16 protein-coding genes are annotated in these 23138 nt (G+C 71.9%); 6 read left to right on the plus strand and 10 right to left on the minus strand.

All coding sequences use genetic code 11. The features are described 5' to 3' along the window. Positions 1-1674, minus strand: coding sequence for a hypothetical protein (locus KVT45_RS21790; RefSeq protein WP_217549912.1), 1674 nt, complete (start codon positions 1672-1674; stop codon positions 1-3). 1197 nt (positions 1675-2871) lie between these two features. Between KVT45_RS21790 and KVT45_RS21795 the strand changes: the two genes are divergently transcribed. Further along, positions 2872-3867, plus strand: a complete 996-nt coding sequence (locus KVT45_RS21795) for a hypothetical protein (RefSeq protein WP_217549914.1) — start codon at positions 2872-2874, stop codon at positions 3865-3867. A 270-nt stretch (positions 3868-4137) separates the two neighbouring features. Here KVT45_RS21795 and KVT45_RS21800 read toward each other — a convergent pair whose 3' ends face one another. From KVT45_RS21800 to KVT45_RS21820, 5 genes are all read right to left on the minus strand, one after another. Continuing rightward, a complete protein-coding gene (locus KVT45_RS21800) occupies positions 4138-5919 on the minus strand; it encodes an ABC transporter permease (protein WP_217549916.1) in 1782 nt (593 codons plus the stop codon). A 5-nt stretch (positions 5920-5924) separates the two neighbouring features. Continuing rightward, entirely contained in the window at positions 5925-6662 is a 738-nt protein-coding gene (locus tag KVT45_RS21805; RefSeq protein WP_217549919.1) for an ABC transporter ATP-binding protein, read from the minus strand. Beyond that, the gene (locus tag KVT45_RS21810; protein ID WP_254647150.1) at positions 6659-7207 is read right to left on the minus strand and encodes a PadR family transcriptional regulator; all 549 of its coding nucleotides are present in this window, start codon (positions 7205-7207) and stop codon (positions 6659-6661) included. The genes KVT45_RS21805 and KVT45_RS21810 overlap by 4 nt, the downstream gene beginning before the upstream one ends. An 80-nt stretch (positions 7208-7287) precedes the next feature. Next, positions 7288-8775 carry a glycoside hydrolase family 76 protein gene (locus KVT45_RS21815; protein WP_217549921.1) on the minus strand — a complete coding sequence of 496 codons (1488 nt, stop codon included), beginning with the start codon at positions 8773-8775 and terminating at the stop codon, positions 7288-7290. Between the two features lie 110 nt (positions 8776-8885). Then, positions 8886-10397, minus strand: coding sequence for a glycoside hydrolase family 3 protein (locus tag KVT45_RS21820; protein WP_217549923.1), 1512 nt, complete (start codon positions 10395-10397; stop codon positions 8886-8888). A 279-nt stretch (positions 10398-10676) separates the two neighbouring features. On the opposite strand from KVT45_RS21820, the gene KVT45_RS21825 reads away from it, so the two are divergent. The 5 genes from KVT45_RS21825 to KVT45_RS21845 are packed head-to-tail and all read left to right on the plus strand — an operon-like array spanning position 10677 to position 15930. Continuing rightward, positions 10677-11750 carry a phytanoyl-CoA dioxygenase family protein gene (locus tag KVT45_RS21825; RefSeq protein ID WP_217549926.1) on the plus strand — a complete coding sequence of 358 codons (1074 nt, stop codon included), beginning with the start codon at positions 10677-10679 and terminating at the stop codon, positions 11748-11750. Continuing rightward, a complete protein-coding gene (locus KVT45_RS21830) occupies positions 11732-13051 on the plus strand; it encodes a DUF6271 family protein (protein WP_217549928.1) in 1320 nt (439 codons plus the stop codon). Before KVT45_RS21825 ends, KVT45_RS21830 begins: the two co-directional genes overlap by 19 nt. Continuing rightward, the gene (locus KVT45_RS21835; protein WP_217549930.1) at positions 13048-14247 is read left to right on the plus strand and encodes a type III PLP-dependent enzyme; all 1200 of its coding nucleotides are present in this window, start codon (positions 13048-13050) and stop codon (positions 14245-14247) included. Before KVT45_RS21830 ends, KVT45_RS21835 begins: the two co-directional genes overlap by 4 nt. Then, positions 14244-14789, plus strand: coding sequence for a GNAT family N-acetyltransferase (locus KVT45_RS21840; RefSeq protein WP_368857555.1), 546 nt, complete (start codon positions 14244-14246; stop codon positions 14787-14789). Before KVT45_RS21835 ends, KVT45_RS21840 begins: the two co-directional genes overlap by 4 nt. Beyond that, positions 14767-15930: an MFS transporter gene (locus KVT45_RS21845; protein ID WP_217549932.1), complete on the plus strand. Its 1164-nt coding sequence runs from the start codon at positions 14767-14769 to the stop codon at positions 15928-15930. Before KVT45_RS21840 ends, KVT45_RS21845 begins: the two co-directional genes overlap by 23 nt. A gap of 63 nt (positions 15931-15993) precedes the next feature. Here KVT45_RS21845 and KVT45_RS21850 read toward each other — a convergent pair whose 3' ends face one another. From KVT45_RS21850 to KVT45_RS21865, 4 genes are all read right to left on the minus strand, one after another. Then, positions 15994-16734, minus strand: coding sequence for a class I SAM-dependent methyltransferase (locus KVT45_RS21850; protein WP_217549934.1), 741 nt, complete (start codon positions 16732-16734; stop codon positions 15994-15996). Beyond that, positions 16721-17599, minus strand: a complete 879-nt coding sequence (locus tag KVT45_RS21855; protein WP_217549936.1) for a LuxR C-terminal-related transcriptional regulator — start codon at positions 17597-17599, stop codon at positions 16721-16723. The genes KVT45_RS21850 and KVT45_RS21855 overlap by 14 nt, the downstream gene beginning before the upstream one ends. 155 nt (positions 17600-17754) lie before the next feature. Then, positions 17755-19683: a hypothetical protein gene (locus KVT45_RS21860; protein ID WP_217549938.1), complete on the minus strand. Its 1929-nt coding sequence runs from the start codon at positions 19681-19683 to the stop codon at positions 17755-17757. Next, on the minus strand, positions 19680-23138 hold the full coding sequence (locus tag KVT45_RS21865; RefSeq protein WP_217549940.1) for a DUF5682 family protein: 3459 nt from the start codon (positions 23136-23138) through the stop codon (positions 19680-19682). The genes KVT45_RS21860 and KVT45_RS21865 overlap by 4 nt, the downstream gene beginning before the upstream one ends.

Below are 23138 nucleotides of genomic sequence, written 5' to 3' on the forward strand. Positions count from 1 at the left end.
TCAGCGCTGGGGCGGGACTGACGTCAGCTCGCGTGCAGTGGCAAGCAGAGCGCGACGGAGCGTACGGACATCGGGACGGGCCGCAGGGTCCTCCCGCAGAGCGTCGGCAACGGTATGGATGAGACTGTCCGGTACGGAGGCCGAGCCACGGAAGGGAGGCAGTCCGGGCTCGGGGATGCGGCCGCTCAGCGCGCGGTACAGCAGCGCGCCCAGCTGGTAGACATCGGTGGCGGGCCCGGGGCGGGTGCCGGAGCCGTACCGCTGCTCGGGTGCCTGATAGGGCCCGGGGTTCTCGCCCGGGCGGGGTGGCACGGTGGCGAGACCGAAGTCGCGCAGCACCATGCGTGGTCGTTGTATCACGACCGCGGTCGGCTGGAGCGCTCGGTGCGAGAACTGCTCGCCGCTCAGCCGTTCGAGGGTCTCGGCAACCCCGGCGAGCCCCTTCACGATCGACCACAGGCGCAGCGCGTCCGCCGGAACCGGCGGTTCGGGGAGCAGCTCGTGGAGGGTTTCCCGGGGGCGGCCGAGCTTCGGGTCGCCCGGCCAGGCCAGGGCGAGAGTGGCGGTGTTTCCGCTGCGGGTCAGCTGGACGACGTCGGGGCCGCGGAGGGCACGGCACAACCGGGCTTCCTGTTCGAGCGCGGTCAGGGGGTCGAAGCCGCCCGGGCCAGGCAGAGGCCGTGTCCACTCGACTTGGCGCAGCCAGGCGTAGGTGCCGCGGGCAGTGTCCCCGTCGGACACCACACGCGCCACTGCCTGACGTCGTAGCACGTCGCCGTCCCGAGACTCGTGAAGGAGGTCTCCGGGGCCTTCGTAGAGCAGGTACTCCTGTCCCTCGACCTTGACGACAGGCCGACTGTCCCAGGCCGCTGGGCCGGTGGCGCGGTCGGGGCCGGACACCACGACGACGGGCCCCGGCGGTTGCTCCTGGGCAGGTCGCCCACCAGGGCACAGGTCGCGCAGTACCCGCAGTGCGAAGGCGGCGGCGTGCCGTGCCGCGGTCTCTTGGAAGCCGGCTGCGTCGCGTGTGGCCTTGTCCGGGTCGGCGGAGTCGCTGATGCCGCGGATGGAGAGGGCCCGTACCGCGCGGTTCATCTTGGCCGCGTGAGTGACGCCATGGCTCTCCATATCGATGGCCACGGCGTCGTTGTAGTGCCGGCGGATCCGACGGGCCGTCTCGGAGTCACGGAAGCCGAGCAGTACATCGCCCGAGGCGATCGGCTCGAAGTGAACCCGAGGCGGTGTACGGGGCCGCGTATCCGGAGGGAGGAAGACCCATGGCTCGTTGCGTCGGGCGGAGCGCACCAACTGGTCCACGTCGTACGCCGGTTCCCAGGCGTCAGGTCGAGCGGCGAACCCGTCCACGCTCTCACGTCCGCCGTGATAGCCGTAGACCTTCCTGGCGACGACGACGTCGCCGAGGCGGACATCGTCCTTGAGCGCACCGGCGACGCCGACGAAGAGCACAGCCTCGGCGCCGAAGTACTCGATCGTGGACTGCGTGACGAGGGCGGCACGGGTGTTGGTCGGGCCCGTCTCGGCCAGCGCCACATCCCAGTTGAGGCCCGGTGTGCGGCCGACGTCGATGAGGGTGCCCTGCGGCAGTTCGACCTCGTGGACGTCCTGCAGGTGCCGACGTACCGCCTCGTACTCCACCTGTAAGGCAGTGAGCACGACCACGATGGGCCGTCGCCTTCTCGTTCCCCCCAATGGAACCCCTCCACCTTCACGGAAATTGAGACTGGACCTCACGACTCCCAGCGGTCCTCCCGCTCGGAACATGAAGCGGCAGAAAGGGTCACTCTAGCCAGGATGCCTGGGAGAGCATTCGTCAACGGGTCAGCTCTCAACGCACATGAAGGTGGCAGTACGGACAGCCCGGTGCCGGTGCGAGCCTGGCCGTCTGATGCAATGCGGTCCGCTCCACCGGCAGCGAGGACTGAGACGGCGTGATTACCGCATCGCGCCCTCGTACCGGCCGTGTGTCCGCGGTCGAGCGGCCACTGGGGACCGGGGGACCGGGCCCACCTCGCGGGTATGGCGAGGCGGGGTGACTGAGAGCAATCAGCACAAAGCGCAACACCTGGCCTGGCTGTCACTTTTGGCCTTCTAGCGTGGTCAAATGGCAGTTGCCGATGGCGCGAAGGGCTCGGCCCGATGATACGACCAACGACCTGTCACCGGTGGGGAGCTGTTCCTGGGCTAGGACGCCCCGTTGCCGGGATTTCTCGAGAACTGCCTCGACTGTGTTGGCGCCAGCTGACCGTGCGCCGCCGGAGTGGCGACTGGACCCGTAGCGGATCCATGCGCGGAGAGAATCTGGCCGGCGCCAACGATCCTGCCAGAACGGCCGCTCATGACCGACATTCCCGTCGCGAACGGCCGAGCCTGTTTGCCCAGTATCGCAAAGGCTGCCGGGAGCCCCAGGTATCGATGTTGGCTTTCCAGTGGCTTCCAGAACGGTCCTTAAACCGCCCCGTTCACCATGTCTCGACCGGCAGGGCGAACCAATGCGAAGGTCGACGGACCATCCGCTCAGACGGGATCCGCCCGGCCTACGGTGCAGAAAAGCAGGCGTGGAGTTACTCGCTGGTTGGCTCGGGCCGCCGGATAGATCCCGCGTGTCATGGGTGAACTTGGCACTCTGATCGCGGATCGCGATGGAGGGGACCAGGAAGAGCTTGTGGCGCGCTGTCCATGTGGTTAGCCTACGGGTAGGAATGGAGCCTGAGCCTGGGACGGTATCCGGGCCACCCCCGTTCATCTCGAGGTACGGAGCGTCGGAAAGCGCCTTCGCCACCACCTCCTTCCATGCTCCCTACGCACCTTCCTGTCCAGCTGTCGTACGCCGGACAGGCGAAAGTCGTTTCCGTGACCGTCTACTCTCAGCATGCCAACCGTGGAAAGACTCAAATCCTGGCGGCCTATCAAGGTTCGGATGGCGTGGTGTCCAAGACCGTGACCAGTCTTTCCGACGCTCGCCTAGCGGCCCCGATCGTCGACGTTCTCAATCGGATCTCCGCCTTCGCTACAGTCCCGGTCAGTATCCACGACAGCCGGGAACGGCCTGGGGGCTACTACCCGAGCAAGCACATTGCGGCGCTGACCAACGATGCGGCTCGTGCCGATCTTCTGAATGGCGCCCACAGTCTTTGGTACGAGTACGTCTGCTTGAGGCTGCACCAGGCGCTCGCCGACCTGGAAAGCCATTTGGTGGCTTTGCCCGACACAGTCAGCAGGGCGATCCGCTCCGAACTGGAGGTGGAGGAACGTGATTTGCGCGCCGGACTCGCCGATTTCACAGGCACTTCCTCGGGGGAGGAGCCGGAGGTCGAGCGTCACTGGGAGTTCGGTCATCCCTTTGTGAAGCACGACGACGGACTGCAGACGCTGAGCAACGCGACACGGGAGCAGCTCGATCGTCGTGAGGGAGGACTCGCTGCGAAGGAGCAGGCGGAAGCCGTCTCCCACCTCCGGGTTCTGGTCACGGCGCACTCCCACACTGACGCCATGTGGGCTTCACTGGACGATCCCAGCTGCCAACTCTTTGCGGAGCCGTTCGACTCTGACGGCTTCTACCTGACGGTGCAAGCGCCGGAACTTGGTGACAACAACAGCTCGTGGGAGGTCGAGATCGGGCGCTGGGAGCCGGACGACCCGGACGAAGAGTACGGAGAACACACCAGCGCGACGGGCAACTCTGTGGTCCTCTGTACTCTTCCAGCTGCACCGGAGACTCACGAGATCGTGCACTTGCTGAAGGTCGTGGATGAGAAGCCGTTGCTGTTGGCTCAGTGGGCTGCGACGCCAGTGGGAACTCCACTTGAAGGGACGACGTTGGCGGTGACCAAGCGCTTCGACTCCTGATCGGTCGGCGACGACGCCGTAGTGCCGGCGCGGTGGACGAGCCATGGTCGGCTTCTGTTCGCCGCACCGGCGCTCCACCTGTCGCGGTCAGTCCCGCAGAGATCGACCACGGCGGTGGCCTGGCGCACGCCGAGAAACGGACAGCCTGGGCTTGCCTTAAGGGAGTTTCGCGGATACGAACAGGGACAATCCACAGCGAAAGGTGCGTGTCGCGTTCCTCGGGGGCTCCTGACCTGCCCGGCTCGCCCGACGTCTCTTGTGCTCATTGGTTCAGGCGGATTCGGCGCTGAGGGTCTGTGCGACGGACCGGCGGGCCGCGATGCGGGCGGGCAGGGCGGTGAGTGCCGCGGTGATCGCTACCGTGGCGAACGCGGCGCCGAACAGCCACCACGCCGGTGGGTAGACCGTCCCTGCGGCACTGAAGGGCCACACGAACGCGATCCCCAGGGGGACACCGGCGAGGGCGCCGGGCACGGTGGGCAGGAGTTGTGCGGCGGACAGCCCGGCGGTGACCTGCCCGGGAGTGGCGCCGAGCGTGCGTGCGACGGCCATGGTGTGCCGGGCCTCCAGCGCCGTCGTCCAGGTGGTCGTGAGGGTGTTCACGGCGGCGAGGACGACCAGCGCGGCGGCGACGACGACCATCGTGTGCCGGCTCTGGGCGTCCTTCAGGTTGCCCAGGTGGGGCGAGTCGATCCCGTAGCTCACCTGGCGCTGGACGAAGACGATCAGCAGTGCGGTGATCGTGATGACGGTGGCCGTGATGCTGCACGCCTGCAGGAACGCGCGGCCGGGCCGGCGGGCGATCAGGCGCAGTCCGAGCAGGACCGGGACCGGCAGCATCGCGGACAGCCGTGTCAGGCGGGCCCGGTGGTCGGGCCGGCGCGCGGTGTCGGCCAGCGCGGCGACGGTTTCGGTGCGCAGGGCGCGCATGGTCGGGCCGAAGGTGGTGAGGACCGCCACGGCCAGGGCGACCACGGTGGTGAGGACGACGGTGCCGCCGCTCGGTCCGGCGGAGGTGGTCAGCAGACTGGCGGTGGGGTTGGCGACGGCGGGTTGGGCGAGCCGCGCGGCAAGCAGGCCGAGGGTGTCGGCGAGGAGCGCCAGGGTCACGTATTCGGTGAACAGGACGGCGGCGATGAGGCCGGGTGTGGCGCCGACCGCCTTGAGCAGGCCCACGCGGCGGGTCTGCTTGGCGGCGCGTCCCGCGGCGAGGGTGGCCACGCCGGCGATGGCGAGGAAGCTCAGCAGCCAGCTGCCGATGACCAGGATGGGCCGGCTGCCCTCGATGATCGTGGCGTCCTGGCCGATCATGAACTGCCAGCTCTGGAAGTTCGCGTAGACCGAGGGGCCGCGGTGCGCGTTCACGAACGCCTGGGTCGCGTCCGGGGCGCGCAGCTTCAGGTAGAGGAGCGAGGACACCGGAAGGTGCCTGGCGGCCAGTGGCCCGGTGTCCTGCCCGGTCATCCAGACCAGGCCGCTGTAGTCGCTCGGGCCGCCGTCGGGACCGGTCAACTGCGCGAACGGATAGACGGTGGTGGCCGCGCTCACGGCGGTCCCGACGACCGGCAGGGAGCGGCCGGCGACGGTGACGTGGTCGCCGACGCGGACGCCCAGCGCGTTGGCGAAGCCGCGTTCGACCACGACGCCTCCGGAGCGTACCCAGGTGCCGGAGGTCACCAGCGGGTGGTCCACCGGGCCCGGTTCGGCGTCGGCGGCCGTCACCACCACGTGCGAGGTGGAGCCCTTCGCCGTCAGCTTCGAGTAGTACTGGAGGTACGGACCGCTGTGGGCGGCGACCGCGGGGTCGCTGGTCAACGCGGCCTGGGTGCGGGCCGTGGCGGCGGAGTCGTCGGGGGAGACCGCCACCACGTCCGGCCCCGCCGTGACGGCGCGGGTGTGGCGGTAGAGCGCCTCGGTCGCCCCGCCCAGTGACCCGCCCAGGGCCAGCATGCCGGTGGCGACCGTGAGGGAGAGGAGAAGCATCGCGGCCTGGCCGGGGTGGCGGCGCACGTCGGACCGGACGAGGCGGAACACGAGCAGGATGCGGCCCATGACGGTCAGCCCTCCCAGCCGTGGATGCCGTCCACCGGCTCCCTGAGGTCCGCCATCCAGGTGTCGTCGACGAGTCTGCCGTCGCGCATCGACACGAGCCGGTCCGCGGTGGCCGCGACCCGCTCGTCGTGCGTGACGACCACCAGGGTCTGCCCGGCGGTCCGCAACTCCTCGAAGAGCCGCAGCACGTCGAGGGTGGCCGCGGTGTCCAGGTTTCCGGTCGGCTCGTCGGCCAGCAGCACCAGCGGCTCGTTGGCCAGGGCGCGGGCGATGGCCACCCGCTGGCGCTGTCCGCCCGACAGCTGCCAGGGCAGGTGCCGGGCGCGGTCGTCCAGCCCGACCTGCTCCAGCAACTGGTCCGCGCGGCGCCGGGCCGCGCGCGGCGAACGTCCGGCGAGCAGCGCGGGCAGCTCCACGTTCTCCGCCGCCGACAGCTCCTCGACCAGGTGGAAGGCCTGGAAGACGAAACCCACCGAGTGGCGGCGCAGTTGGGCCAGGGCACGTTCGCCGAGGGTGTCGATGCGGCCGCCGTCCAGCCACACCTCTCCGCCGGTGGGCCGCTCCAGGCCGCCCAGCAGGTGCAGCAGGGTGGACTTCCCGCAGCCGCTGGGGCCCATGACGGCCAGCATCCGACCGGCCTGGACGTCCAGGTCGACGCCGTCCACCGCGTGGACCAGGCTCTCCCCCCGGCCATGGGTCCTCGACAGGTCGCGGGCCCGCAGCACCGCGTGGAACTGGTTCATTCGTCCTCGGTTCTGTTCTCGACCCTCGACCAGAATTGCTCGCACGCCAGCAGCCAGCGCAGATCCGCCTGCAGCCGCTGAGCGACGCCTTCCAGCAGCAGGCCGGCGGCCGAGCCCTCCGGCTCGGCCAGCAGCGCGCGCTGCGCCTGCCGCAGGCGTCCCAGCAACTCGCGGCGGTACGCGGCCACCAGCTCCACCGGATCGGCGAGCCGGGCGGCTCGTGCCACCGCGAACTTGAGGTGCAGCTCGGCCAGGTCCTGCTTCGGCCAGTTCACCTCGGTCAGCCAGGCGGCCACCCGCTGCTGTCCGGCCGGGGTCAGTGCGTACACCTTCCGGTCCGGCGGCCCTTCCGTGCGTTCGCGGACGACCAGTCCCGCCCGTTCCAGCCGGGCCAGGGTCACGTAGATCTGGCCCGCGTTCATCGACTCACCCAGCGGACCGAGCGTCCGCCGCAGCCACTCACGCAGGTGGTAGCCGTGCGATGGCTCCTTCGCAAGCATCGCCAGCACCACGTCCTGCATGCGTCCCCCCAACGGCTGCCTCATGGATAGCGGTTAGCTGTCGCAGGAGTCAACTGAGCAGCGGTCGCACGGGAGTTGGTGAACCGGGTAGTGTCGCCGGAAGGTCAGGGCGCCGCGTCGAGCAGATCGACGGCACTCTGCTGGCGGGCGGCGTCCGCCTGGTCGAGCGGCCCGTACCAGCGCAGCCCGTACTGGTCGAGGGCGTTGCGGTCGCTCGCGTAGGCGCGGTCCGCCTGCCGCTTGAGGTAGGCGGCGTAGGGGTGGTCAGGCAGCACCGAGTCGAGCCTGCCGAGGCCGCGCACGTCGGCGCCCTTGAAGGACGGCCCGTCGCCGCCGCAGTCACCGCTCTCGCACGGATCGCGCAGGATGCCGTCGGAGGTGTGGAGCAGGGAGGTCGTGGTGGCGGCGTCGGCGATCTGCCGGGCGCTGGTGAGCAGTCCGCCGTCACCGGTGGCCCGGTACAGCTCGGCCAGCGCGCCGAGGAGGACGCCCTGGTTGTACGACCAGACGGCCTGCCCGTTGTTGCCGCAGGTGGACAGGTCGATGCCGTCGTTGACCAGGTGCGAGCCGTTGATCATGCCGGTGCCCTGGAACCAGGACCAGCCGGCCCGGGCGCGGTCGAGGTACGTCGTGTCGCCCGGGACGCGGTTGTGGAGAGCCGCGTTGAGCTGGATGTAGAGGGAGTTGGCGATCGCGTTCTTGTACGTCTTCGCCGTGCTCCACCACACTCCGCCGCCGCAGGTGCCGTCCCAGTAGGCGGCCATGTGGTCGGCGTCCGCGCGGGCGGTCCCGAGATAGCGGCTGTCTCCGGTCAGGTCGTAGGCCGCGACCCAGGCGAGACCCCACCAGCCGGTGTCGTCGATGTAGTCGTTGCGGAACTGCCCGCCCTGGGCGTTGATGTTGAGGTCGTAGGTGCGGGCGATCGCGTACCGGTAACTGCCCATGCCCGTCACGCGGATGTTGTCGATGACGGCGGTCAGGGCGTTCGCGGAGTTCCACCAGCCGGTGGTGTCGAACAGGCCGGTTCCGTAGTCGTAGAAGGTCATCAGGCCGGTGGCCGCGGCCGTGCGCGGCTCGCCCGCGTTCCAGGTGGTGCGGGCCCAGGGGGTGCACGCGATCTCGGCGCGGTCCCCGGCCTTTCCGCAGGCGCGCAGGGCGCCGACGCCGAGGTTGTTCCAGTCGTCCACGTTGTACATGAGGGTGCGCCAACCACGCTGCCCGGTGGGCACGGTGGTGTCGCCGAGCCTGCTGCCCGAGCTCCAGGTGCGGCCGCCGTCGAAGGAACGGTCGAGCCACACCTCGTCCCCCGGGCTGCCGTTGTCGATGGAGGCCCAGCCCATGGCGTCGGCGTCGTCGAAGTGCAGGACGATCGACCGGGAGTAGATGCTCGCCGTGACCGGAGCGCGGTCGCCCGGGGAGAGCGCGGGGTCCCGGGTGTCGCAGTACTTGTTGCAGACGGCGGCCGCCGCGGAGGTGCCGGCGGCGGCCGCCGGGGGCGTGTGGGGGACGAGGACGGTGAACAGGGCCGGAGCGAGTGCCGCCGCCAGTCGGCGAAGAAGGAGGCGGCTTCTCGGTCTGCGCACAGTGGGCATGGGACCTCCCTGCTTCGAGGGACGGACGTGAGAGCGCTCTCGGAACGTAGGGAAGGGCGAGCCGGACGTCAACGTCGCTCACGGGTACGGAAGTTGCCCCCAGGTCTGCACTAAAGGGCACCCGCCAGCACCTCGGCGGCGGCCACCCCGGAGGCGGCCGTGGCACCGTGCGTGAAGATCTGGGCGGCCGACGGTACGACGGTGCCCGGCAGGCCCATCTCCACGACGATCGCGTCGGGTCGGGCGGCCACGAGCTCCGCGAGGGCCTGCGCCATCCACGCGTGCCGGGCGGCGTCGCGCACCACCACGACCAGGGGCCGTCCCGAGGCGGGTGCGAGCGCCCGCGTCTCCAGCGTGCCGGCGTTCGACAGCAGTTCCTCGCGGCCCACCCGGACGGAGGTCGTCCCGGGCAGCCGCTCGCCCAGCGGGGCGGCCACGCCCCACGGGGTCTCCTTCCCGATGGCCAGGTTGGTGGTGGGCGCCAGTTCCACCACGTGCGGTGCGTTGACCAGGGGCAGGGCGTGCCGTACGGCTCCGGTCAGCCGGATGGCGCGGCGGGCCGCCGCGAAGCCGATGCCGTCGGCGTCCCAGGCGGCGCTGCCGGCCGGGCTGAGTCCCGCCGCCCAGGCCGCGAACTCCCGTACGCGAAGGCTCGCTTCGGCGAGCCGCTCCTCCGGCAGACCGCCCGCCAGGACGGCGTCCACGAGGGCGTTCACGAGCAGGCCGGCGGTGGCCTCCTCGGCGTTCTCGCCGCCCACACAGACGGCGTCGGCACCGGCGACGACGGCCCTGACCGTGGCCCCGCCGATCCCGTAGCGGCCGGTCACGGCACCCATCTCGATGGCGTCGGTGACGACGACGCCGTCGAACCCCAGCTCCTGACGCAGGAGTTCGTCCAGGATGCGCCGGCTCAGGGTGGCGGGCAGCTCGGGGTCGTAGGCGGGGACCAGCAGGTGGCCGCTCATCACCGCACGGACGCCCGCGTCGAGGGCGGCACGGAACGGCGGCAGGGCCTGCTCGGCGATCCGGTCGCGGTCGGCGTCGTAGACGGGCAGCCCGTGGTGGGAGTCGACGGCCACGTCGCCGTGGCCGGGGAAGTGCTTGGCGCAGGCGGCGACACCGGCCGACTGGAGTCCCCGGATCCAGGCGCCGGTGTGCCGCGCGACCACCTTGGCGTCGACGCCGAAGGACCTGACCCCGATGATCGGGTTGTCGGGGTTGGAGTTCACGTCCGCGCTCGGTGCGTAGTCGAGGCTCACACCGGCCGCGCGCAGCTGACGTCCCAGGTCGGCGGCGACGGCCTCGGTGAGTTCGGTGTCGTCGACGGTTCCGAGTGCGAAGTTGCCCGGCCGGGTGGAGCCGGTCGCCGACTCGATCCGGGTGACGTCGCCGGCCTCCTCGTCGATCGCGATGATCAACTCCGGGTTCTCCGCGCGTAGTTGCCCGGTCAGACGGGCGACCTGTTCGGGCGTGACGATGTTGCGGGAGAAGAGCACGACCGAGGCCAGCCCGTCCCCGATCTCGCGCAGCACCCACTCGGGGGCCTCGGTGCCCACGAACCCCGGCTGCAGGACGGAGCGCGCCAGTCGTCGCAACTCCTTGCTGTGCTTGCTGGAGACCATAGCGTGCGCCCTCCTGTTGGTACAGACCAATGCGTCTCCGTCAGCTAACCACCCGTGTCAAGTGGGCCCGGATCGTCGCCTGTTGGGGAAACCCGCCCTCAACTGCGGTGTTTGACAGGATGAGTTGGTCTAGTCCAGGTTGTAGGTACGCGAGTTCGAAGAGGGGCTGGTGCGGCCCGTGGTGCAGTGACCCTGCCGGAACGGTCCCCGTCCCTCACTCCGCGCAGTTGGCGACCCGGTCGGGCCGCCGGTACCTGAGATCGAGGTGTGGAGCACCGAATGCCCACGACTGACCGTTATCTCCATCGAGCCCCCTCGGACATCCCCTACTTCAGCTCGGACGGCGAGACCTACCTCGCCCAGACACCCCTGCGGGACCTGACGAAGAGCCGCCCGCTGCGAGTCCTCTCCGAGGAGGACTTCGCCCACTGGCAGACGTACGGCTACGTGGTGGTGAAGCAGGCCATACCCGCCGCCTCGGCCCGCGAACTGCTCGACTTCGCCTGGGAGTTCCAGGGACTGGACCCCGAGCGCCCGGAGACCTGGTACGAGGAGCGCGAGTACCGCTCCGACCTGGACCGGGATCTGCACATCTACGGCTTCGTCGAGGCCTATCACCACCAGCTCATCTGGGACAGCCGCCAGACCCGCCGGGTCTACGACGCGTTCGTCGACGTCTGGGACTGCGAAGAGCTCTGGGTGACGCTCGACCGGCTCAACCTGAACCCGCCCAACATCAGGAACCGTGACCGGGCCCTGATCCCGGGCACGGAAGAGGGCTTCGACATCGAGCTGCACTGGGACGTCGACACCACGCTCGGCATACTGCCGCAGCGGGTCCAGGGGATCATCGCCCTGACCGACACCAGGCCGGAACTGGGCGGCTTCCAGTGCTGCCCCGAGCTGTTCAAGCGCTTCGACCAGTGGAAGGCGTTCCAGCCGGACGACCGCGACCCGATCCGGCCCAGGATCGACCGCGCCGAGTTCCCCGTGGTCCGGCCGGAGCTCGAAGCCGGCGACCTGCTGATCTTCAACGGGCTGCTGGCGCACGGCGTGGCACCGAACACCTCCGAGCAGACGGTGCGCGCGGTCCAGTACCTGTCGATGATGCCGGCGCTGGAGTCCCACGACGCGCTCAGGCGTTCCCGGGTCGAGTCGTGGCGCACCCTCGCCACGCCCGACTGGAACGGGACGCTGCTGGGCGACGCCACGCGGCACGAGTCCCTGCGGTACGGGAGGGCCACGCTCGACGAACTCGGCGCCAAGCTGCTGGGCCGCACCTCCTGGAACGGGGCGGACCTCGACGGTGCAGCGCAGCCGGCCGGAGAAGAGACATGCGCCGAATCTGCCTGACCCTGCCGACCAACAGGCCCTGCACGGCGACGATCACGGCCGTGGCCGAGGAAGCGGCCTACGCCGCCCGGCACTTCGACGTCGAGGTGCACCTCCTGATCCTGGACTCCTGCCCCGCACCGGCCTACGCCGAACACGCCGAGGCCGTGCGCCGGATACCTGACCACCCGCGGATCGTCGTACACCACCTCGACGAGGTACGGCAGCGGGACTTCCTCCGGCGCACGATCGACCGGTCCGCGGCCACGAAGCCCGACCTCCTGCTGGACCTGATGCTCCCGGCCGGCCTCTCCTACGGCGCCTGCACCAACCGCGCCTTCCTGCTCGCCGCCGCGCTGGGCTGCGAGTCCGTGCACCGCAGGGACTCCGACAGCCGGTACCAGGCCGCAGGCGGCGAGCCGGTCTTCCCCGTCCATCACGAACTGCTGTCACTCGGCAGGCGCGCGGCCGACGCCGCCCCCCACGTCACCGAGACCGCACTCGCCGCCGACCGCATGGACCGGCGGGTGGCGATGGTCGGCAGCTCCTTCGTCGGCGAACTGTCCGTGGACATCGGCGAGATACTCCGGATCGACCCCGGCGTGTACCACGACATGGTCGGTCTGTGGGCGCCCGTGGACTGGTCGCCGGAGCAGAAGAGGCAACTCGTCGAGGAGTCCTTCCGGGGCGCGGGCACGGACGCCTTCACCGCGGACCACTCCACACTGACCGTGGTCGACCCCATGCGCGTGGACATGTGCAACATCGCCTTCCACGGCGTGCACGAACACGTGCCCCTGCCGCCGGCGACCGACACGATCGGCAGCGACTACTTCCTGATCCACCTGGTCCACGACGCCGCGCTGCCGGGCGTCCTGCACAACCGGAACATCGTCAACTTCTACACCGGCGAACGCCGTACCGACTCCGGGTTCACGGCGTACCAGCTGCGCTTCGTCAAGTTCCTGCTGTCGATGCTCTACTTCAACTTCGTCTACGACCACATGGCCCGGGCCGGTACGTCACTGCTCGACGGGCAGGGGCAGGTGCGCGCGTCGGCCGTGGCCCGGCTGGCGAGGGAGAGCGCGGGGCTCGACCGGAGCGAGAACGTCCACCGGCTGGACGTCCTCGACGCCGCGTACCGGAAACTCGGCGGCCGGTACGCCGAGTTCGCCGATCTTCTGGACCGGCGCCGCGAACGCCTCCTCGACGAGGCGCGTGGCGACATCGAGGACTTCGCCCTGCTGACGGAGGCGTGGGAGCCGCTGGTCGACGCGGCCCGCCGCACCTACGTACCCCGCACGCCCGGACGGCAGCGGTGACGGCGGTGACGGCGGCCAGGGCCCATGCCTCCGCGCCCCTGCTCGCCGCGCTGGCGGGCGCCACCGAGGACGGGATCTTCTTCGACCTGGCCGGGATCCGGCGCGGCTACGACACCCTGCGGCGCGAACTGCCCGGCGTCGATGTCCGGTTCGCCATGAAGTCCTGCCCCGTGGACGAGGTCCTCGCCTGCCTCGCGAGCGAGGGCGCGGGGGTCGACGGGGCGAGCCCCCGGGAACTTGAGCAGGCGCTGCGCGCGGGCGTGCCGGTCGGCAGGATGCACTACGGCAACACCGTCAAGTCCGACCGGGACATCGCCGACGCCCACCGCCTCGGCGTCCGGGACTTCGCGACCGACAGCGTCGAGGACCTGGCGGCCGTCGCGGCCCATGCCCCGGGAGCCCGCGTGTTCTGCAGGCTGGCGACGAGCGGCGACGGGGCGCTGTGGGGACTGAGCAACAAGTTCGGCTGCTCGCCCGCGGACGCCGTGCGGATCCTGGAAGCGGCCCGGGAGATGGGCCTGACCCCCTCGGGTCTGTCCGTGCACGTCGGCTCCCAGCAGATGACGGCCGACGCCTGGCACAGCGCCGTCGAGTGTCTGGCCGACGTCCTGGCCGCCCTGGGCCGGCGCGGCATCGTCCTGGACCACGTCAACCTCGGCGGCGGTCTGCCGGCCCTCGGATACCTCGACCCGCACGGCCTGCCCCTGGAACCTCCGCTGGACAAGATCTTCGCCGTCATCCGCGAGGGCATGCGCCACCTCAGGAAAGTCCACGGCGAACACCTCGCGTTCGTCATGGAGCCGGGGCGCCACCTCGTCGCCGACCACGGGGCCATCCGCGCCCGTGTCACCCGCCTCGCCGAGCGGCGCCGACCGGACGGCGAGCGGCAGCACTGGCTCTACCTGACCTGCGGCAAGTTCAACGGCCTCTACGAGATGGACGCGCTGCAGTACCCGCTCGTCTTCCCCACGCACCCCGATGCCGAGCACGTCCCCGCCGTCGTGGCGGGTCCCACCTGTGACAGCGACGACGCCTACCCCCAGGGACACGCCCTCGTCCACGTCCCGCGGGAGCTGGCGTCCGGCGATCCCGTCTGGGTGCTCGCCAGCGGCGCCTACGCGATCAGCTACACGACCCAGGGTTTCAACGGCTTCGCCCCGCTCCCGTACACCTGCATCGACGGAGGCCGGCCGTGAGCGGCGACGGCGTACGCATACGCCACATCACCGACGCCGACTGGGACGCCATCGCCGCGATGGAATCCCGGGCCTATGCGGAACTCGGCCTCTCGGAGGGACGCGCGGCCCTGCGGTCCAGGGCGGACGCCTCGCCGGAGACCTGCTTCGTCCTGGACGTCGGCGCGCGGCAGGCCGGGTACGTGCTGGCACTGCCGTATCCGCCCTTCGGATACCCGGACCTCGAACGGGCGGAGCAGCCCGCGGTCTCCGCGCACCACCCACGCAATCTGCATCTGCACGACATCGTGGTCGCGGAACGGCAGCGCGGCAGGGGACTTGGGCAGCGGCTTCTCAACCACCTCACCCTGACCGCCGGTTCACGCGGATTCGACCGGATCTCGCTGATCGCCGTCGGCCGCAGCGAGCCGTTCTGGTCGGCACGCGGGTTCACCGCGTACCCGGGGATCTCCCCGGACGGATACGGCGCGAACGCCGTCTACATGTCCCGTGCGACGGCCGAGTCGACGAAGCGAGTTGATGTGTGTGTTCCCTGTCCGTGATCCCTTCCGTCGCAGCCAGTTGGCCATCGCCGCACTGTTCTGCTCCCTCGGCTTCCAGTACGCCACCTGGGCCTCGCGGATCCCCGCCATCAAGGCCGACCTCGGGCTGACGGCGGCCGAGGTGGGGGTGCTGCTGATGGCGGCCGGCATCGGCGCCGTGGCGTCGTTCCCGCTGGTGCCGGTGCTCATGAAACGGCTGGGCTCCGCACGGCTGGCGCTGCTGTCCGCCCTCTGCCTGACCCTGCTGCTCCTGGCACTCGCTCTCGCCCCGGACTATCCGGTCGCCCTGCTGGTCATGGTGGCGGACGGCGTGTGCGTGGGGTGCCTGAACGTGGCCATGAACGCACAGGGAACGGCCCTGGAGACCCGGTACGCACGCAACACCATGGCCAGACTGCACGCGACGTTCAGCGCCGGCTCGCTGCTCGCCGCGCTGCTCGCCTCCGGCATGAACGCGGCCACCTCCTCCGTCACGGCGCACTTCGGCGTGGCCGCCGTCGTCCTCGTCCTGCTGGCGGCGCTGGCGCGCCCCGGTCTTCTCGAGGACGAGGCTCCCGCGGCGGAGAAGCAGAGCAAGAGCCGCGCCGGATGGAGCCTTCCGTCCCGGGTGACGCTCTGGATGTGCTGCGCGATGGCGTTCGGCACGGTGACCGAGGGCGCCATGAACGACTGGTCCGCCCTCTACCTGCGAGAAGTCGCCAAGTCGACGGCGGAGTTGGCGCCGATGGGCATCGCCGTGTTCTCCGGCATGATGGTGCTGGCCCGCCTCTTCGCCGACGGCTGGCGCAGCCGCTGGGGCGACGGGCGCGTCGTTCTGCTCGGCAGCGCCCTGGCCGCCGCCGGGCTGGCCTTCGCCCTGCTGAGCGGGGGAGTGGTGGCGGCGCTGGTCGGGTTCGCCTGCGTCGGACTGGGCTGTGCGGCCGTGACCCCGTGCGTTTATGTGGCCGCGGCGAAGCAGGGCTCGCAGGCGCTGGCACTGGTGGCGGCCATGGGCACGACGGGCCTGCTGGCGGGGCCGCCGCTCATCGGTTTCGTGGCGAGTTCGAGCAGCCTGGTGTGGGGCCTCGGAGTGGTCGCGGCGGCGGCTGTCGTGGTCTCCCTGTGCAGTACGCGGATCCAGTGGACGCCCGCGAGCGGCTGACCGGTGCCGGTGCCGGTGCCGATGTCGGTGTCGGCGCCGCGCCGGTCACCACGGTCGCGACGGTCACGCAGGTTTGCGCCACACCGAGATGTGTTTCGTGGAGTCCTGGGTGAACGGGGAGCCGTCCCAGTCGGCCACCCGGCGCTCCAGCGCGAGGCCCGCGATCCGGGCCATCAGGTCCAGTTCCGCGGGCCACGCGTACCGGTGCCGGGAGGCGTCCCGGCGGTAGCGGCCGTCCTCGCCGTCGCGGGTGAGGTGGTGCGAGACGAGGATCTGCTCGACCAGGTCGAAGGTGTCGAAGCCGAGGTGCTCCGCGGAGACGTCGAACGGCACCGCGACCTGCCCCGGCGGCAGCAACCGCAGCGGCGGCACCCCGAGTTCGATCACGAACCGGCCGCCGGGCCGCAGATGCCGGGCCGCGTTGCGGAAGCACTCGACCTGCTCGTCCTGGGTGAGCAGGTTCGAGATCGTGTTGTAGACGAGATAGACCAGGGCGAACTCGCCGGGCACGGTGGCCTTCGCCATGTCCCCGAGCACGACCGGCAGGGTCTCCTCGTCGGTCTTCCGCCGCAGGACCGCCACCATGTGCTCGGAGAACTCGATGCCCGCCACGGGCACCCCGCGCTCCCGGAGCGGGACACCGACCCGCCCCGTACCGATGGCGAACTCCAACGCCCGTCCGTCTCCGGCGAGTTCGGCGAGGAAGTCGACGGTCGGATCGAGCACGGCGGCCGAGGACATCTCGTTCTCCTCGCCGTCGTAGCGGTCGGCCTCGGCCTGGCTCCACAGTTCACTGCTCGTCACGATCGGCCACTGTGCCGGGCGGCCGAAGACGCTGTCCACGGGTTTTCCCGGCCGTCGGCCCCTTGCGGGGCCGCGCCTGCTCGGGCGCCGGGACCAAGCCCAACCGCTGGGCGTGCAGGACCGTGCCGAGGCGGTCGCGGGTGCCGAGCTTGCGGTAGATGTTCTCGACGTGCTTGTGCACCGTGCGCGCCGAGATACCCAGCCGGCGGCCGATCGCGTCGGCGGTCAGGGCGTCGGTGAGCAGGAGGAGGACGGTGAGTTCCCTCGGCGTCAGCGCACAGTCCGCCGCGCTCTCCTCCGGCTCGCCGGCCGCCGCGGACAACCGGCGCCACTGCTCCAGGAGCCGGCGCTGCTGCTCGACGGCGGCCAGCAGCGGTTGCGCGCGCTCGGCGATCCGCACATGGTCGTCGGTGAAGTCCGTGCCGGAGCGGTAGACCAGACAGCCGGTGATCGGCGCGACCGTGCCGGGCAGCGGCAGCGCCAGCACCTGGTCCAGGTCCAGGCCGTCAGCGAGCACCTGCGCGGTCTCGCTCACGGGCCAGGCGCGGCCCGCGAGCCGACGCGCCGTGACCGGTGCACGGCCGAGGCCGGCCGCGTAGTGGTGGGCGAACGGGTAGCCCGAGCGCAGCACCCCCAGCGACTCGTCGCCGAGCCGGCCCAGCGAGGCGGCGGCAGCGGGCGACATCCCGAGGGTGCCCTTGGCCTCGCTCCAGTCGTCCAGCTTGTAGATCAGCGTCTCCCCACCGCACAGAGCGGTCACCGCCTCGGCGAGCAACGGCCAGAGCCGTTCGGGCTCGCGTTCGTTGAGCGCGGCCACGGCCAGTTCGGTGAGGCGTTCATAGGCCCTGTCCAGCCCGTGTAACACGTGTTCCTCTCTGGTCGTGCCCCTACGCAGTTATACGCATACCCACGCAACGGCGGGGTGCCGCATGCTTCAACCAGGCACCGGATGGGACGACTCCGGTCGCGCGGGCCGCCGGCACGGGGGAGCGGCGGCCCGCATACGGCCGCCTTGCCCGGTCATCCGCCCCAGGCGGCGGCACACAGCACACGGTCGACCTCGTCCGTGTAGCGCGCCGCGGTCAGCCAGGCCCGGGCGAAACGACCGGTGTCCGCCGGAAGGAGACGTCCGAAGGCGTCGCGCGAACGTTCCGCCGCCGCGGCGAGCAACTCGTCGAGGATATCGCCGGCCGTGCCCAGACCGTGCCGGTGCAGACGGCGGGCATCGGCCGCGGAGTCCCCCGGGAAGGCCAGCACGCGCCGCCCGCCCGAAACCGCCTGCCCGACCCGGCGGTGCAGCAGGTGCAGGGGCGCCTCGTCCGGCGCCAGCACCGCGTCGATCGGGGCAGGCGCAGCTGCATTGGCATGGGTATGGGCATGGGCAGAGGTGGACGCAGGCGCCGGAGTCGGCAGGTCCGCTTGCTGGAGTCGGTCCAGCCCCACGTCGACGCGGTTCCCGGCGCTCGTGGGGTGCTCGATTGCGAGGAGGTGGGCACGGGCGTGCGGGGCCGCGGCGAGTCGTGCGATCACACGCAGCCGGCTGCCGCGCGCGGCGGCCAGCAGCCGCAGGTTGCCGCGGTGCGGGAGCGCCGGATGGTCGTGCGCCGCCGTCAACCGCAACGCCACACCGCCGCAGTCGGCCAGCAGACAGTCACCCGCCGCCTCGCGCACCGCGCCGACCAGCGTCACCTCCAGGAACAGCAGATCGTGGCCGCCGCCCAGCGCCCGCCCGACCTGCTCGGCCACGGGCACCGCCCACAACCGGTCCAGCGGCGCGGCCCGCCAGTCCGCACCCGACGCGCGCACCGCCCGTACCCCCGCGCCCGCCCCCAGCCGGCCGGTCGGCGACACCGTCGCCCCCGACACCGCGAGGCCCGCCCGCGCCAACTCCCGGTGCGTCAGCGCCGTGTCCCCGACGCGTACGGCACGGTCGGCGGCGCCCACCGCCCGGCCCGCGCCGCCCGGCGCCACGTCCGAGACCGTGTACAGCAGGCCCTCGGCGTCGGCGGTCCAGGTCACCGCGCCCGCGTAGCCGCTCGCGGTGAGCACCGGCTCCGAGAACAGGCCGTACAGCCGGAGCGAACCGTCCGGCGTGTACGGCTGCCGTACGGTGCCGCGCAGTCCGGCCAGTTCGGCACCCGTGGCGAACGGGACGCGGTGGGCCACGAACAGGGTCTCCGACACGGCGTTGACGAGTTCGGTGAGCCGGAACGCCGGGTCGGCCGCACGGGCCGCGCGCAACGCGGTGACCACGGAGACCGCCGCCGCGGCCGCCCGGGGCAGACCCGCGAGGCGCGCGGTGTGCGCGGCACGCAGCAACTCCGCCTGCAGCACGGCACCGGAACCGTCCGTACCGGCGTCGAGCACGGCGGCCGCGGCGCCGAAAACGGCGTGGGCTGCGCTGCGTTGCGGGGGCGTCGCCGACTCGTCCGGGGCGGGTACCTCACGGCCGACCGAAACGGGCGTCGACTGCTCGGTGGACGCGGTGGACGCGGTGGACGCGGTGGACGCGGTGGACGCGGTGGACGCGGCGGCCGCGGCATTCGCGGCATTCGCGGTGAGCTTGGCGGACTTGGCGGACGGGGCGGGCTCGGTGTTCTCCACCTCCTCCCTCCTCCCCGCGCCTCCCGTGGTCCCGGCAGTCCCCGCCATGTCGGCCACCGGTGCCGCCGAAGCCGCCGCCGCGCGATGCAGGCAGTCCGGGGCCAGCAGGCAGCCGCATCGGATGGCCGCCGCGTCGGCCACGACGCCCCCGGCGGCGTGCAGTTCGAGCTCGGAGCCCTCGTCGTCGACGGTGATGCGCACGGTGTCGCCGTCCCGGACGACCGGCCGGTCCGCCAGTTTGGCGATGCCCGCGTCCAGCCGCTTGCGCAGCCGGGGCGAGAGGGCCTCGACCAGCTCGGCGGTCACGGCCGGGGCGACGGCGGGCAGTTCCCGTTCCGTTCTCATGCGATCTTCTCCCCTACCCAGCGGGCGAGTTCGAGTGGGCTGAGGGCGGCGACCGGCATCCCGGCGGCGACCAGCTGCCCCGCGATGCCGGTGGAGTAGCGGGGGCGCCCCGAGTCGTCGAGGCTCGCACAGCCCAGGACCTGACAGCCCGCCCCGACCAGCGCCCTGACCTCGGCGAGCAGCCCGCCGACCGGATAACCCTCCTCGAAGTCGCTGACCACGACCACGAGCGTGCGGGACGGCACGGTCACCAGTTCGCGCGCGTGCCGCAGCCCGGCCGCGATATGGGTGCCGCCGCCGACGCTCACCTCCAGCAGCAGCGACAGCGGGTCGTCGACGTGCCCGGTGAGGTCGACGACCTCGGTGGAGAACGCCAGGAAGTGAGTGGACAGGGTCGGTACCCCGGCCAGCACCGAGGCGGTGAGCGCCGCCCAGATCGTCGACGCCTCCATGGACCCGGACACGTCCGTGACCAGGATCAGCCGCCAGTCGGCGGCGCGCCGCGCCCGGGTCCGGAAGACCGGACGCTCCGGGATCACCTGGACCGTGCCGTCGGCCGCCCGGCGGGCGGTGGCCAGGTTGGCCCGCAGCGTACGCGGCAGGTCCAGGCCGCCGCCCGGGCGCCGGCTGGGCCGGGGCAGCGCGGTGCCGTGCAGTGCGGGTCGCAGCCGGGTCGCCAGCTCCCGGGTCAGCGCGTCCACCAGACGCCGTACCAGCGGGCGCAGCGCGGCCAGCCGGGCCTCGGGCAGCCCGCCCGCGTGCCGGAGCACGGAGCGCAGCAGGTCCACGGAGGGCCGCACGCTCTCCGGATCCAGCTCGGCCAGCACGTCCGGCCGGCCCGTCGCGGCCGCCGCCAGCACCTCCTCCCGGATACCCGGACCGAACAGTGCCGCCAGTTCCTCCGACCACTCCCGCACCCCGGGATACGAGGCCTCGCGCCCACCGCCCCTGCCGCCGAGGTCGCCCCGGCTGCCCTCGCCGCGTCCGCGGCCGTACAGCTCGTCCAGTGCGGTGGCCAAGGGCCGTGCCGACTTGGGGAGTTGATCGGTGCGGCGGCCGAGCAGCAGACGCCACCGGTCGGCGGGGGCCAGCCGGTGGTGGTCCGGCATGGCCACGGCGGTGTCGGCCGGCTCGGGCTCCCTGTGTGCCCGTGGCGGGGGCAGCAGTCCGAGCGTGCGCAGGGTTTCGCGGGCGGTGAGGTCCGCGCGGGTCCAGATGGCCAGCGCGGCCGGGTCGATCGCGCCGGTGTCGGCCACCCGGTCGACGCCGAGACGCCCCTCGACCCCGGTCAGCAGACGCTCGCGGTCGGCCGGGCTCAGCGTGTCGAAACCGCCGCGCAGGGCCGGCAGCCGGTCGAGGAAGTCCCGGTCGGACAGCCCCGACACCCGGTCGACCAGGGGCTCCAACGCCGGTGCGGCCGCCTCCAGCAGCCGTCCGGCGGCCGTCAGCAGGCCCGCCAGCCGGGCGGTGAGCGCGGACCGGGACTCGGTGTCGACCGCCCCGTCCACCCAGGAGGCGACCCGGCCGCCGAACGCCCCCGGTTCCTCCTGGCCGAGCAGCACGCGAACGGCTCCGGCGGCGCCCCGCATCAACGGGGAGCCGTCGGCGGCCAGCCGGGCCAGGGCGTCGGCGAGCCGGATTCCGCCCGACAGGTCGGCGCGGTGCGCGAGTTCGAGCAGGGCGTGGGCGTCGGCCTGGTCCTCGGAACCGGTGAGGCCGTCCACCTGGCGCACCGCGGCCGCGGTCAGCAGCTCGCCCACGGCGACGGCCCTGGCCGTACGGTCCTCGTCCGCGTCGAGACCCGCGATGTGACCGGTCCCGATCCGGTCCAACAGGGCCAGCCCGGCGAGGAGTTCCGGGAGGGTACCGGCGTCCGTGAGTACCTCGGCGGTGTCGCCGAGCCGCTCCGCCACGAGGCCGGGCAGGCCGCAGTGCGCCGCCTGCTCCAGGCCGTCGAGCACCTGCGCCGCCGTCGGGCCACCGGCGTCCCGCTCCTTGCGGCTCCGCTCGCGCAGCAGGCCCTCGGCCGCCTGGGCGAGGGTGACCCCACGGATTCCGGCCGCCGTCAGCATCGCGGCGGTGGCCGGGGTCCAGCGCACCTCCCAGCGCGAGGTGAGGGCGTCCGCACCGCCCGTGCCGGTCACCGGCCTGGGCTCGGCGTAGGGCACGGAGCACAACGTCAGGCGGCGCAGCAGCAGTTCGCGGCGGCGGTCGAGATCCGAGCGGAGGGGGTCGAGCCGAAGCTCCCGGGCGGCGCCGGGGCCGCTGTCCGCCGGGCCGGGCAGACCGAGTGCCGCGAGCTCCGCCTCGACGGCGGGGGCGAGACCGCTGCGGGGCGCCTTCGGCGTGGGACGGCCGACGCGGGTGCCGACCAGGACGTTCTCCATCGCCCTGGCGACGGCTCGGCCCCGGCCGTAGGGCTCGCCCTGTGTCAGCACGGTCTGGACGGCCTCGACCAGCTCGCCGCGGCCAGCGGCGGGGAGGCCGCGGAGGCGGGCGAGGTCTCCGGCGAGGCGGGTGATCTCGCGGGCGTCGGCGGGGCCCGAGGGGTGGCCGAGATCGCGGAGTCCGGCACAGATACGGACGGCTGCGCTGGTCAATGCCTCGTTAAGGGCGGTTGGGTCACCCGCTGTTTCCAGGACCATGTGTTGCCACTCGGGGTCGCGGATGCCGGCCGGGTAACCGGAGCGCTCGTCCAGGAGGGCGTAGGTGTAGGGGATGAGGGAGGTGGTCCATTCGGGTGCGGGTGGGTGGGGGCTGGTCGCGCAGTTCCCCGCGCCCCTGAAGGGGCGCACCAGTGCCGGAGTATGGAAGGCGCCGACCACTGCGGCTGCTCGCGCGCCGTTCGTCGTTGAGTCGGCCAGACGGGAACGCATCCACTCCTCGCGTCGCAGATCCACCTCCGACACGGTCGACTCCTCCCGCAGCGCCCACCCCGTCAGCAGCGCCGCCCGCCGAAGTGCCTCCGGTGTCGAACCGGGAGCGGCTGCCTCGACCAGCCGGTCCCAGAGGTCGTCGCCCGACCGCCCGGTGAGCCGGGAACGCAGGGCGTCCGACAGCCGACCCGGCCCCTGCGCAGCACGCTCCCCTTCCCGCCACCCCCGATCCGCCAGCGGCAGATCGCAAGCGACCACCGGCACCCCGCTCCGCGCGGCCCACCGTACGGCCGCCAGTTCCGGGGAGAAGTCGGCGAACGGATAGAACGCCGGGCCGCCGCTGCCGTCGGCCGGTGCCGCCGCGAGGGCCACGGGAGCCCGGGTCTCCTCGTGGGCGAGCCACGGCAGCCACTCCTGCAGCTCCGCGGGCAGCTCGACGAGGAGCACGTCCGGCTTGGCCGCGTCCAGCAGCGCGGGTACGGCGGCGGCCAGGGAGGGCGCGTGGTGCCGTACGCCGATCAGGTACGGCCCCGCCGGGTCGGTGAGAGCGGCGAGGGCCGCCTCGGGGGAGTCGGGCAC

This window comes from Streptomyces sp. GbtcB6 (genome assembly GCF_019091475.1).
Lineage (GTDB): Bacteria > Actinomycetota > Actinomycetes > Streptomycetales > Streptomycetaceae > Streptomyces > Streptomyces hyaluromycini.

Coding starts and splice junctions, on each gene's coding strand:
- KVT45_RS21800 (WP_217549916.1), bottom strand. CDS start 5,919: ATGGGCCGCATCCTGCTCGTGTTCCGCCTCGTCCGGTCCGACGTGCGC.
- KVT45_RS21805 (WP_217549919.1), bottom strand. CDS start 6,662: ATGAACCAGTTCCACGCGGTGCTGCGGGCCCGCGACCTGTCGAGGACC.
- KVT45_RS21810 (WP_254647150.1), bottom strand. CDS start 7,207: ATGAGGCAGCCGTTGGGGGGACGCATGCAGGACGTGGTGCTGGCGATG.
- KVT45_RS21815 (WP_217549921.1), bottom strand. CDS start 8,775: ATGCCCACTGTGCGCAGACCGAGAAGCCGCCTCCTTCTTCGCCGACTG.
- KVT45_RS21820 (WP_217549923.1), bottom strand. CDS start 10,397: ATGGTCTCCAGCAAGCACAGCAAGGAGTTGCGACGACTGGCGCGCTCC.
- KVT45_RS21825 (WP_217549926.1), top strand. CDS start 10,677: ATGCCCACGACTGACCGTTATCTCCATCGAGCCCCCTCGGACATCCCC.
- KVT45_RS21830 (WP_217549928.1), top strand. CDS start 11,732: ATGCGCCGAATCTGCCTGACCCTGCCGACCAACAGGCCCTGCACGGCG.
- KVT45_RS21845 (WP_217549932.1), top strand. CDS start 14,767: ATGTGTGTGTTCCCTGTCCGTGATCCCTTCCGTCGCAGCCAGTTGGCC.
- KVT45_RS21860 (WP_217549938.1), bottom strand. CDS start 19,683: ATGAGAACGGAACGGGAACTGCCCGCCGTCGCCCCGGCCGTGACCGCC.